This is a genomic window from Enterococcus sp. LJL99, assembly GCF_054871725.1.
Map to the genome: position 1 here is coordinate 23,264 of NZ_JBTXLT010000001.1, position 12,782 is coordinate 36,045.

Consider the following 12,782-nt stretch of genomic DNA (forward strand, 5'->3'; position numbering starts at 1 on the left):
TTTTTCTCCTACTATTGTTATTTTTTCTATTTTCAGAAAATCTCATTTACATTTCTCAACATAGAATAGCAGAAGTTTATGCGTATTGCAACCGTTTTACCTTTATTTTCATGAAAATTTATTTTTAATTTCAAAAAGCGTTTTATTGCTTTTCGTGGTATTATACTAAGTAAGGAAATTCCTTTATTGAACGAATATTTTTCCTCTTCAAATCAATGTAGGATGAATACACACTGAGGTTGGGATCTCTGAGATACGATGCATCATCGAATCACTACGTTCTTCGTGATTTATCACAATAAGAAGGAATTTCCTAAAATGACAAGAAACACGAAAGCTTTTCTTTCGATGTTGAATGATTCCTACTTGGTACTCTTCAAATTTTCGGTAACCGATTAGGTATTGTGCAACATCAGCTTATTTCATTTGCTGTGTTTTACAACAATTTCGGCTTACTTATTGGAGCTAACCGCTTTTATCCCAACCTCCTAGCCCACACAATTAATTATAACTAGTAGAAAGAAGGATTTTAATGAATCGAGAAAAGATAAATGAATTAAGAAAATGGATGGCAAATGAAGCAATCGATTTGACTTATATCAGTGATCCAGGACATATCGCTTATTTTTCAGGATATAAAAGTGAACCTCACGAACGAGTTTTAGCTTTGTTTATTCCTTTAGAAAACGAACCATTTCTATTTACTCCTGCACTTGAAGTCGAAGATGCTGAAAACAGCTCTTGGACATATCCCGTTTATGGTTATTTAGATAGTGAAAACCCTTGGGGAAAGATTGCTAATCTCTTAAATGAATTAAACAACTTTAAGCGTATCGCAACCGAAAAAGATGCATTAACTGTCGCGCGCTTCGATCAATTACGTCATTATTTTCCTAGTGCAGATTTTTCAGCAAATGCAACTCAAATCATTGAACGACTACAATTAATCAAAACCTCTGCAGAAAAAGAAAAACTAATGGATGCTGGAAAATGGGCTGATGTCGCTTTAGAAATTGGTTTTCGAGCAATCCAAGAAGGCGTGACTGAACAAGAAATCCTTGCGGAAATCGAGTATCAAATCAAAAAACAAGGTGTCAGTAAAATGAGTTTCGATACACTCGTTTTAACTGGTAAAAACGCTGCTAGTCCGCATGGGCATCCAGGAACTACAACGGTAGCAAAACAAGATCTTGTACTATTTGATTTAGGAGTTGTTTGGAATGGATATTGTAGCGATGTGACTCGAACAGTTGCTTTCAAAACACCAACTGATTTTCAAAAAGACATCTATCAAATCGTTCTTGAAGCTCAATTAAAAGCAATTGAAGCCGTTCGACCAGGAGTGACGGCCAGTCAATTAGACGGTGTTGCACGAGAAGTTATCGAAAGCTATGGATATGGAGAATACTTTAATCATCGATTAGGCCATGGTATCGGTACAACGGTTCATGAGTTCCCTTCTTTAGTTTCTGGCAATGATTTAGTCATAGAAGAAGGGATGTGTTTCTCAATCGAACCTGGAATTTACATCCCAGAAAAAGTAGGTGTGAGGATTGAAGATTGTTTGTATGTGACGAAAAATGGGTGCGAATTATTTACCAAAACACCAAAAGATTTATTAATCATCAACTAACAAATAGAGGCTGGAACAAACAACTATTCATCACGTTGTTTGTTCCAGCCTCTATTTATTATTTTGTAGAAGTTTATTTCGGTTTTACATCTTCAGCTGTTTCTTTTGCGATTTCTTTCAAATCACTTTTTGCTTCTGCCGCTTTTTCAGGTACGTCTTTAGTCGCTTCTTTGGCTTCTTCGACTCCTTCATTTACTGTTTCTTTTGCTTTCTTTGCCGAGTCTTTCACATCGATATAAATATCTTCAGTCGCTTCCTCAGCGATATCTTGCATTTCAGCAGCTTGTTCATTCAGATCAGCAGAAGCCTTTTTAAAGCGATTAGATAAGTCACTGGTTTGATTTTTTAAAGATTCTAATACTTGTTCAGAATTACCTTGTACTTTTTCAAAAGATTCTTTTGTTTTATCTTTGACATTCCCTGCTAAATCAGCAGCTTGTCCGCTTAATGAATCAACGGTTTCTTTTGCAATAGACGTCAAATCAGAACTTTTCTGTTTCGCATAATCTGTATAGTCTGACGTTTTATCTTTTAAATCCTCTTTACGATCTGCTAAGTCTTTACGAAGTTCTTCACCTGATTTTGGTGCAAGTAATAATGCAGCGACTGCCGCAGCTGTTCCTCCGATAATTGCACCTAATAAAAATCCACCTTTTTTCGCCATAGTTCTTTCCTCCAGTTTCTTTCGTTTATTTTAATCTTTTACTTTATTTTTAGAGCGGAAAGCATGAAAAGCAGCACTGCCGACTTTACCTACCATGCCAACCTTCCCTGTTGATTTACCTACAGAAGTCACTTTACTTACCAAATCTTTACTGGCAAAATTTAATTCAGAAACACTCACACTCAAGTCAGCAACTGCTTCAAATAATGGATCAATCGTCGCTACTTTTTGATTAACATCATCTAAAAGCTCGTTCCCTTTTTCTAAAAGTCCTTCAACTTGCCGCGATAAAAGATCTACATCTGAAGTAATAACCTCAATCGTTTTATTCGTTTCCGCAATTGTTGTATTGATTTTTTCAACCACTTGAGTGATTTTGTTTATAAGTAAGATAATAAATACTACTAAAACAGCAAATGCTACTGCTGCAATTATAGCTGCAATTCCTCCACCTGTCATTTATAGCTCCTCCTTCAATTTTTATCATAAATTTAGAATACCACCAACTGCGTTATTTCTCAAATCATTCCCATATCATAAGAATAAGATAAAAGTAATTAATTTCAAGAGAAATAAAAATATTTACTAAAATCCACCTTAAAAAGTCAATATATTTCATTTCATCTCAATAATACATCCATCAAACTATGTTTTAATCATTTTTTATTTTTAGAGGATAAATTAAAAGAATTTTTACTTTCTCATACATATATTAAAAAAACAAAAAAAACTATCAAGACAAAGAATTACATTTAGTTGTCTTAATAGTTCTTCTTAAGTTATTTGGTTTTATCTTCTTTTGATAATTCCGCACCCAATTCGATAATGTATTCTCTTAAATTCTCTTTTACTTCTGGATGTTCTAAACCATATTCAATACTTGTTTTCATAAAGCCAAATTTATCGCCAACATCGTAACGTTTGCCTTTAAATTCTCTTGCAAAAACGCGTTGTGTTTTATTTAATGTATCAATCGCATCTGTTAATTGAATTTCATTTCCTGCACCTGGTTGTTGTTTTTCAAGCACATCAAAAATTTCTGGAGTCAGAAGGTAACGACCAATAATCGCTAAATCGCTTGGCGCCTCCTCAGGTTTTGGCTTTTCAACAAAACTATTTACACTATACAATCCGTTTGATACTTCAGCTTCTGGATTAATAATTCCATATTTTGATGTTTCTTCGTGCGGAACTTCCATAACCGCAATCGTTGATGCATGTGTTGCTTCATAATCGTTCATTAATTGTTTTGAAAGAGGGACTTTATCTTCCATGATATCATCGCCTAACATAACCACAAAAGGCTCATTACCGACAAAAGCTTTTGCTTGTAAAACAGCATGTCCTAATCCCTTCGGATGAGATTGACGGATAAAGTGAAGATTTACATCGGTTGTTTCTTCAACTAATTTTAACAAGTCCGTTTTATTTTTTTCTTTTAAATTACTTTCTAATTCAAAATTAGCATCAAAATGATCTTCAATTGGACGTTTTGCTTTTCCTGTTACGATTAAGATATCCTCGATGCCAGAAGCCAAAGCCTCTTCTACGATAAATTGAATGGTTGGTTTATCAACGATAGGTAACATTTCTTTCGCCATTGCTTTGGTTGCTGGTAAAAATCTAGTTCCTAAACCTGCTGCTGGTATTACAGCTTTTTTTACTTTCATTTTATAATCCTCCTGATTTATATTGTGAATTCATTTTCTACTTTTCCATCACGCAGCATAATTTCTTTCGCTGCAGTTTCAATTGCTTGTCCTTCGTATAATACGCCATAGATTGTTTCAGTGATTGGCATTTCCACATTTAATTGTTGTGAGAGTTCATAAGCCGCTTTGGTTGTTGAAACTCCTTCAACGATCATTCCCATATTTTCTAAAACTTCGTCCAAGCTATGACCTTTGCCTAATAAATTACCTGCTCGCCAATTTCTGGAATGAATACTCGTACAGGTAACAATCAAATCGCCTACACCACTTAAACCAATAAACGTAAGCGGATTAGCGCCCATAGCAACACCTAAACGACTAATTTCAGCTAAACCTCTTGTCATAATAGCCGCTTTTGCATTATCACCAAAGCCCAGCCCGTGAATAGCACCGGCACCTAAAGCAATAATATTTTTTAATGCTGCACCAGTTTCAACACCGATTACATCATCGTTCGTATATATTCTAAAGTAATCATTCATAAATAGTTTTTGAACGTATGTTGCTTCAGAAAGTAGCTCACTTGCTGCTGTAATCGTAGTAATATCATGAACAGCAACTTCTTCTGCATGACTTGGTCCCGATAAGACAACAATTCCACGACGTTTCTCTGCTGGAATTTCTTCAAAAAGAACTTCTGAAATTCTTTTATGGCTTCCTTGTTCTAATCCTTTACTGGCATGAATAATCAATGGCTGATTCTGGCACTTTTCAGTAAATTCCTTTGCAACAGCACGTATTGCTTTCGTCGGAACAACGAATAAAACCGCATCTGCGCCTTCAATACATTTCTCTAAAGAACTTTCACCTATTATCGTTTCTGGAAGAACCAAATCAGGTAAGTAATTTTTGTTTGTATGGTATGTGTTTATTTCATCAATTTGAGCTTTATTATTTCCCCAGATATGAACCTCATGTCCATTTTCTGACAAAACTTGAGCCAAAGCAGTACCCCAAGATCCTGGACCTAAGACGGCAACTTTTTGCTTCATTGGTGAACGACTCCTTTCAAGAGGGTATAATAAAATAATACACCTCTAAAAAACAAGCAATGGTTGTATCCATTGACTCATTGAAGCGACAATAGGATACAATCATTTCAACTTGTTTCTATACGTATTTTTTATTTTTTTTTAATTTTATGATTCCAAGCTGTCCTTATAGTAGGTGAGACAAAAGTAACTCCTTCGGAAACAATTAGCCAGTTGTACAACTGGCAATCCCAACTAAGAAAGTGAATCGCTCACTTTCTTATAAAATAAGCCGAAATTCACCCAAAATTTGAAGAACATCAAGTAGGAATCATTCAACATCGAAAGGAAACCTTTCGTGTTTCTTGTCATTTTCGGAAATTCCTTCTTATTGCGATAAGCCACGAAGAACGTAGTGATTCGATGATGCATCGTACCTACTTGGTTCTCGGAGCTAACCGCTTTTGTCCCAACCTCTTCTAAAAAAGCTTTTAAAGTCAGCTCCATCTCACGTTTGTTTATGATGACTGCGATCATAAAATTTTAAGTTTTTATTTCTGCGTCGAATCACAATCACTACAATCGCACCAAAGAACAACAATAATGATACTACTTGTGAAGCTCGGATATTTCCGAATAGATATAAGCTATCTGTCCGCAATCCTTCAACGAAGAAACGACCAAAAGCATACCAAATAACATAGCCTAGGAAAACTTCCCCTTGTTTAAGAAAATTCTTTCTTCTTCGTAATAAAAGCAATAAAATAAATCCTAAAACATTCCATGCGGATTCATATAAAAACGTTGGTTGGCGATAGATGCCATCAATATACATATTGTCGATAATAAAATTGGGCAAGTGTAAACTTTCTAAAAAGCCACGAGTCGTGTCAGGCCCATAAGCTTCATGATTCATAAAATTACCCCAGCGCCCTATTGCTTGCGCTATAATAACGCTTGGTGCGGCAATATCTAAGAAAGTCCATGGTGAGATAAAACGATGTCTACTAAATAGTAACAACGCAATTCCGCCACCAATCAACCCACCATAAATAGCTAAACCGCCATTCCTTGTATAAAAGATTTCAATTGGATTATTAATATAATCTTTCCACTCAAAAATCACATAATAGAGACGCGCACCAATAATTGCACTGGGCAATCCCCAAAGCATAAAATCAATAACATCATCCTCTTTCATTCCAACACGAACTGCTTCACGGCTACTTAACCAAACCGCCAAAATAATTCCTGAAACAATGATGATCGCATACCAGTATACGGCAATTCCAAATAAGTTGAACGCCACTGGATTAGTGAATCCTAACATCCAATTTGCTCCTTACATTCCTGAATTTTCTTCAATTAATTGAGATAATCGATCTTCAAATGCTTTTGTCGCATCATACCCCATAGTTTTCGCTCTAAAGTTCATAGCAGCAACTTCAATGATGATGGCTACATTTCGCCCTGTTTTAACTGGAATTTTGATTTGTGGCACATCAACATTCGCAATTTCCACCATCGTATCGTCAGAACCTAAACGATCATATTTTTTATTTTTTGCCCACGCTTCAAGATAAACGACTAATTGGACTTGCATAAAACCACGAACCGCACTGGCACCAAATAGATTCATAACATCAATAATTCCAATTCCTCGAATTTCAATCAAATGTTGTAAAATTTTTGGTGGTTCTCCAACAACAGTTAATTCATCTTGTTGATAAACATCCACGCGATCGTCGGCAATCAAACGATGTCCTCTTTTAATCAATTCTAATGCTGTTTCACTTTTCCCGATACCGCTATCTCCTTGAATCAGTACACCTAAACCATATACATCCACCAAAACACCATGGACACTCGTTCTTGTCGCTAAACGACCATCAAGATAGCTTGAAATTTCACCAGATAGTCTTGAAGTCGTTATTGGTGAGCGTAAAATAGAAACTCCCGCTTCTTTTGCCGCTTGAAGCATTTCCTCTGGAACTTCAAGTCCTCTTGAAACAATAAAAGCTGGCGTATCTTTTTCACACAAACGTCTCATCACTAGTAATCTTTCTTCAGGTATCATTCGTTGCGCAAAGGTGATTTCTTTACTGCCAAACAACTGTAAGCGATCATGAGAATAATAATTAAAATAACCTGTCAATTCCAAACCTGGACGAGAAATATCACTCGTTTGAATGACTCTATTTAAACTCTCTTCATTTCCATAAACAACTTCTAAAGAAAGCTTCTTGACTAATTGATGAATCTTAACAACCTCTTCCATAAATGATCTCCCATTCCTTTCCAGTACTCGTTTTATTTTATCATTTCAGCTCCTAAGTTTCTACCTATTCATAAAAATGTAGTGAAATTTACACTATTTAAATAATTTATAGCCTATTTCTTGAGTCGATTTCTCAAAATAGTTCTACTATTCCAACAAAACTAAAATCACTCGCCTTTTTATGGTATGCTAAAAATAGACGAAGCTATGGTCATAGATTATAAGAAAAATTAGTTTATGCACCGTCATTCTAATTGACTTTTTTAGTTACATTCGTATACTAATTTTAAAGCAACGCTATTCCATACTAAGGAGATGAAGGCATGATTGATTATCTAAAACAAAAAGCAACCAATCTCCCTGCCTCTCCTGGTATTTATTTTATGAAAGATAAAAAAGATCACATTATTTATATTGGTAAAGCAAATAAGCTGAAAGAACGTGTGAAAAGTTATTTTATGCAAAATAAGCAACATTCAAATAAAACAAAACGAATGGTACAGCAAATTCATGATTTTAGTATCATAACAACGGATACTGAATTAGATGCACTATTATTAGAATGTCAAGAAATCCAAAAGCATCGCCCTATTTATAATCGGCAAATGAATCATTTTGAACGATACCACTATTTGGAAGTTAACATAAAACAAGAAAAACCACAAATTTTTATACGTTCTACGCCAACAGAACAAGCTTGTTTCGGTCCTTTTCCAACACGCTATCAATTAAAAAAAGTTAAATGGATTATCCAGTCTGTTTATGGACTAAATCAAAAAAACACTTGGCAACAATCCATTATTCCATACAAAGTTCCAGCTCTTTCTAACAAACAAATCACAACCGAGTTACTTGATACATTTAATGGGTGTTCTTCAATCATTCAAGAACGAATTGAACAAAATATGCAAGAAACTGCTGAAAATTATTTATATGAAAAAGCCATTCTACTAAGAGACGACTGGCAATTTATAACTCGTTTTTTCTCAAAACTACAAAAAACAACGACGGCACTCAAAACTTCTTGGCAAATTTGTTGGTGTTTTTTTAAGGATAAAGTAATTTGCTATTTACTCTTTCAAGGCTTAGTCGTTTCTCGAAAAATTTACTCTAAAAGAACGTTTCGCAATTATTCTTTGGACGAACTGGCAGTAAAAATCGCACCAAAAGAAAAGCCAGTTCAAATCAATTTTTTCGCTAAGGATCAAATCGACTTTATGCATATTTTCAATAATTTCATTGCCCGACAACCAGAATATCATCTTGTAAGTGTTGCTTCACCCTTTTGAAGTTGCTTTTAAAAAAAATTTATAAAAAATAAGACTCACAATAAAATCCAAAATGATTTCAGTGAGTCTCAGCTAAAAGCCGAATAAAACGGTGTGAAAAAGTAGATGTCCAAACACTTTCTTAAAAATTTTTTTAAGTACTTGCTCTAAACTGTCTTTTATCACAACCGTTTTTTATCTAGCATATTTATCCATATTATGATCACTGACAATCGCATTAACAATTGACATGACCACAGCCATTAGAATTGCTGCACCAAAACTAGAAAAGCCGAAGTTAGCATCGCCAACAAAAAATGATGTCATTCGAAGAATCGCAGCATTTACAACAAAACTAAATAATCCAAATGTCAGAAAAGTTAATGGCAGTGATAATAGCGAAAGTACTGGTTTTACTAACATATTTAAGATAGATAGTACAAACGCTGCAATAACTGCCATCCAAATACTTCTGACAAAAATCATATTGGGAAACATCACAGATAGTGAGACAAAAGTTAGCGTATTAACGACCAATCTTTGGAAATAGGTCATTAAAAGTCACTCCAATCATCATCATTAACTTTTTCAGCTTCTTTTCTTTTTTTAGTATTTTGTGCATATGGATTCGTTCTGTTTGAATTTCTATTGTAAGAACTATTATTTCCATAATAATCACGATTTCTATGTTTTCCTGAAGGAATCAATACAGCTAATAAAATGTATAAAAGGACTGGGCTGCCAAGTAGACCAAACGATGCAATGACATAAATCACCCGCACGATAGTTGGATCGATTCCAATCCATTCTGCTATTCCCCCAAGCGTTCCTGTTAAAACTACATTATTTGGAGATTTTGTTAATTTTCTTTTCATTTCGCTCACCTCTCATCTTTAAAGTATAAAGATTTTTATTCAATTTACAACTTTTTAGTTTTTTAGCTCATCAGCCTGCTCATTCCAACAGGCTAGATGAGTATTTCCAAGCCTCTAAATACTTATTTATCTGTATCTTTCAGATAAATATTTCCTGTTGTTGTAGAAGCATTGATTTGTGCCATTTTTTCTTCATTTACACGTCTGAATTGTAATAATTGGTTCGTACGTTCTTTCTTTTCACGCACTACTTCATAATCATTTAAACGGCTATTGATACTGCCAAGGCTTGTTTTTACTGTTCCTTCTAATCCAAGTGCAGTTGGCACAGCAATTTTTACATTTCCATTGACAGAACTTGCATCAATTTTTTGTAATACAGTTTCTTTTGCTGAAATTCTTACATCTCCATTAATCAATGAAACACCAATATTTTGTGGAGTTGCTGTCACAGTTACTGTTCCGTTTACAGTTTCAATAATATTATCTAAAATCTCACCATCAACGACTTTAATATCACCATTGACGCCTTCAATTTCAAGCATGGTCGCATGAATTGAGTCAACAACAATCGTACCATTCGTTGATTTCACATAAACATCTTTCGCTTGTAAAGATTCGATTGTCACATTTCCATTCAATAATTTGATTGAAACATGATCATACATCCGTGCTGGTAAATAAAAGACTAGATCTGCGCGAACACGTTTGTTTGGAATTTGGAATGAAATAGTTTCATCATCTACATCAATATGGCTTCTTTCCAAAAATGATTCAAGTGGTGTTGCTTCATCCATTTTGCCATATAATTTAATTTTACCTTCAACTTTAACATCTTCTTTGTCCCAAGATTTAAAAACAATATTTCCGTTTGCAACTTTCACATCAATCAAACTAGCTTTTGGTGATGGATAATTAAATTCATGATCGAATTTAGTTGTCGCAATTCCTGGAACTCTGAAACTAACATCTTTCCATTCCATATTTTCATTCATTGTTTCTGAGAACGTAGAGAATGTTTTCTTCAAGAATGAACCTAATTGCGAACCAGCTTCACTCATTTTTTCGCCGACTTGATTGATTGTATCTGTTGCTTGTTCTTTCCAATCATCTGGGATATCAAAGGAAGAAGCGACTTTTTCTTTCTTTCCAGACCACTGTTCTTTACGGATATTTTTCAATTCCGCTTCTAAAGCGACTTTTTCTTGGTTTCGATTATCTAATGAATCTTCAAGGGCTTTGATTTCAGCCTCTAAATCGGTTCTTTCATGTAATTCTTCTTCTGAAAGTTCACTTAATTCTTCTTTAGTGTTCAGCTCCATTAATCTTTCTTGAGCTACTCTCAATTCGTCTTTAAGACCATCGATTTCAACATTCACTTCATCTAATTCAGCTGAAGCGTGATTCGCTTGTGTTGCCAAATCATCTAAAATTTTTTCCAAACGGGCTAAATCTTCTTTTTCTTTATCTTTTACATCTTCATCTGTCACTTCAGGATCGACTTTTTCTTCATCGTTTTCCAAATTATTCAATAAATCTGCAACTCTATCATTTTCTTTAGTGTCAGTAGTTGTGTTCACTTTATTAGCAGCTTTTTCAATTTGTTGTTCATCTTTTTCTGTAGCCATATTTTCTAATAATACTAATGCTTCTTCTGACGACAGAATTCCTTTTTTCACTAAGTCTAATACTCGTTCTCTTTCTTTCATGGAAATTGCCTCCTTAGCAAATTTTTTCACCCGAAGGTGTTTTCCTTATATGCTTATTATGCCTTTTTTTTATTCTTTTGTCATAGGACTTAAGAATGAATTTTTCCTTGTACTTCGGTACAAGTCGATAAATTATAGAAAAAACACAGAAATCAGATGATTTCCGTGTTTTTTCTATAGTTCAAATGATTTTTCGTCTATCTAAAATTAATTTACTTTTACAAAACTTCATCATGATTCGTATTTAGCTCAGTAATTTTTCCTGTTGCAAGATAAACAATCCATTCACAAATATTGGTTACGTAATCACCAATTCGCTCCAAAAATGTCGCAACATGCAAGTAATCAGTTCCACTAATAACCGTTTCAGGATTATTTTGCATATATTTAATTGCATCATTATAAATGTTAGTGAAATATTCGTTGACATGATCATCCATTTTCGCAATCAAACGTGCATCTTTTTCATCCGTCTTGATGTAAGCAACCAAAACATTATCCACCATTTTTTTTACATAATCTGACATATCAGAAATATCTTTTTCAATTTCAGGAATTCTAGTTTCTCCTTTTAATCGAATAGTAGATTTAGCAATAGATACTGCATGGTCTGCCATTCTTTCCAAATCAGAACTAGCTTTCATTACCGTAATAATCATTCGTAAATCAGTCGTAACAGGTTGTTGCAAAGCAATCATTTCAAAACTTTTTTTCTCTAGCTTAACTTCCATATTATTAATTTCGACGTCTGATTCAATCACTTCATTGGCAATTTTTTTATCATGATCGATATAGGCGCGCACTGATTTATGTAATGCACTACTAACCATCATACCCATTTCGTAAAATTGATTGTGTAGATTTAATAGTTCTTCTTCAAATTGACTACGTAGCATATAATCTTCCTCCTTTTTTATCCAAATTTTCCTGAAATATAATCTTCAGTTTGTTGTTCTTTTGGATTTAAAAATATTTTTTTCGTATCATTAAACTCAATCAACTCTCCTTGTAAAAAGAAGGCTGTCTTATCTGATATCCGTGAAGCCTGAGACATATTATGCGTCACCATAATCATCGTATACTTTTCTTTTAATGTCAAAAGCATATTTTCAATTTTCCCGCTTGATACTGGATCTAAAGCACTCGTCGGTTCATCCAACAAAATAATCTCAGGATCAACAGCTAAGACACGAGCAATACAAACGCGTTGTTGTTGACCGCCTGATAATGATAAGGCACTTTTATGGAGCTTATCTTTAACATCGTCCCAAACTGCCGCAGCTTTCAAACTCGACTCAACCGCTTCATCTAGAACTTGTTTATTCTTCTCGCCTTTTAAGCGAAGACCATAAATCACATTTTCATACACTGAAAAAGGAAAAGGATTGGGTTGTTGGAAAACCATCCCGATTTCTTTACGAAGCTCTACAGTATCCGTTTTAGGTCCATAAATATCTCTTTTTTTATACATCACACTACCTGTAATCGTCACTCCTGGAATCAAATCGTTCATACGGTTTAACGAGCGCAGATAAGTTGATTTTCCACAGCCAGAGGGACCAATCATTGCCGTGATTTCTCCTTGACTGATTTCAAGGTCGATGCCTTTTAATGCTTCTTTTTTACCATAATATAAATGTAAGTCTTTTGACGAAATAATTGTATTTGACAT

Annotated in this window: 13 protein-coding genes; 2 read left to right on the forward strand and 11 right to left on the reverse strand. The window is 34.3% G+C overall.

What is annotated here, in order from left to right; translation table 11 throughout:
- Positions 1-532: 532 nt before the first annotated feature.
- Entirely contained in the window at positions 533-1,633 is a 1,101-nt protein-coding gene (locus tag ACYSNW_RS00085; RefSeq protein ID WP_461742186.1) for an aminopeptidase P family protein, read from the forward strand.
- A gap of 73 nt (positions 1,634-1,706) precedes the next feature.
- Here ACYSNW_RS00085 and ACYSNW_RS00090 read toward each other — a convergent pair whose 3' ends face one another.
- The 6 genes from ACYSNW_RS00090 to hprK form a co-directional block, all read right to left on the reverse strand.
- Entirely contained in the window at positions 1,707-2,297 is a 591-nt protein-coding gene (locus tag ACYSNW_RS00090; protein WP_461742188.1) for a YtxH domain-containing protein, read from the reverse strand.
- A 30-nt stretch (positions 2,298-2,327) separates the two neighbouring features.
- Complete coding sequence (locus ACYSNW_RS00095) at positions 2,328-2,756, reverse strand: DUF948 domain-containing protein (protein WP_461742189.1); 429 nt, start codon at positions 2,754-2,756, stop codon at positions 2,328-2,330.
- Positions 2,757-3,076: 320 nt separating this feature from the next.
- Positions 3,077-3,967: a UTP--glucose-1-phosphate uridylyltransferase GalU gene (galU, locus tag ACYSNW_RS00100; protein WP_461742190.1), complete on the reverse strand. Its 891-nt coding sequence runs from the start codon at positions 3,965-3,967 to the stop codon at positions 3,077-3,079.
- Positions 3,968-3,984: 17 nt separating this feature from the next.
- Positions 3,985-5,001, reverse strand: coding sequence for an NAD(P)H-dependent glycerol-3-phosphate dehydrogenase (locus ACYSNW_RS00105; RefSeq protein ID WP_461742191.1), 1,017 nt, complete (start codon positions 4,999-5,001; stop codon positions 3,985-3,987).
- Positions 5,002-5,488: 487 nt separating this feature from the next.
- Entirely contained in the window at positions 5,489-6,310 is an 822-nt protein-coding gene (gene lgt / locus ACYSNW_RS00110) for a prolipoprotein diacylglyceryl transferase (protein WP_461742192.1), read from the reverse strand.
- Between the two features lie 12 nt (positions 6,311-6,322).
- Positions 6,323-7,258 carry an HPr(Ser) kinase/phosphatase gene (gene hprK / locus ACYSNW_RS00115; protein ID WP_461742194.1) on the reverse strand — a complete coding sequence of 312 codons (936 nt, stop codon included), beginning with the start codon at positions 7,256-7,258 and terminating at the stop codon, positions 6,323-6,325.
- 323 nt (positions 7,259-7,581) lie between these two features.
- On the opposite strand from hprK, the gene ACYSNW_RS00120 reads away from it, so the two are divergent.
- On the forward strand, positions 7,582-8,547 hold the full coding sequence (locus ACYSNW_RS00120; protein ID WP_461742196.1) for a GIY-YIG nuclease family protein: 966 nt from the start codon (positions 7,582-7,584) through the stop codon (positions 8,545-8,547).
- A 174-nt stretch (positions 8,548-8,721) separates the two neighbouring features.
- On the opposite strand, the gene ACYSNW_RS00125 is transcribed toward ACYSNW_RS00120, so the two are convergent.
- From ACYSNW_RS00125 to pstB, 5 genes are all read right to left on the reverse strand, one after another.
- Entirely contained in the window at positions 8,722-9,081 is a 360-nt protein-coding gene (locus ACYSNW_RS00125; protein WP_461742198.1) for a phage holin family protein, read from the reverse strand.
- The gene (locus ACYSNW_RS00130; protein WP_461742199.1) at positions 9,081-9,401 is read right to left on the reverse strand and encodes a PspC domain-containing protein; all 321 of its coding nucleotides are present in this window, start codon (positions 9,399-9,401) and stop codon (positions 9,081-9,083) included. Before ACYSNW_RS00130 ends, ACYSNW_RS00125 begins: the two co-directional genes overlap by 1 nt.
- Before the next feature lie 122 nt (positions 9,402-9,523).
- Positions 9,524-11,110 (reverse strand): daptomycin-sensing surface protein LiaX, encoded by a 1,587-nt coding sequence (gene liaX / locus ACYSNW_RS00135; RefSeq protein WP_461742201.1) that lies wholly within the window; start codon positions 11,108-11,110, stop codon positions 9,524-9,526.
- A gap of 218 nt (positions 11,111-11,328) precedes the next feature.
- Complete coding sequence (phoU, locus tag ACYSNW_RS00140; RefSeq protein WP_461742203.1) at positions 11,329-12,006, reverse strand: phosphate signaling complex protein PhoU; 678 nt, start codon at positions 12,004-12,006, stop codon at positions 11,329-11,331.
- Positions 12,007-12,023: 17 nt separating this feature from the next.
- Entirely contained in the window at positions 12,024-12,782 is a 759-nt protein-coding gene (pstB, locus tag ACYSNW_RS00145; protein ID WP_461742205.1) for a phosphate ABC transporter ATP-binding protein PstB, read from the reverse strand.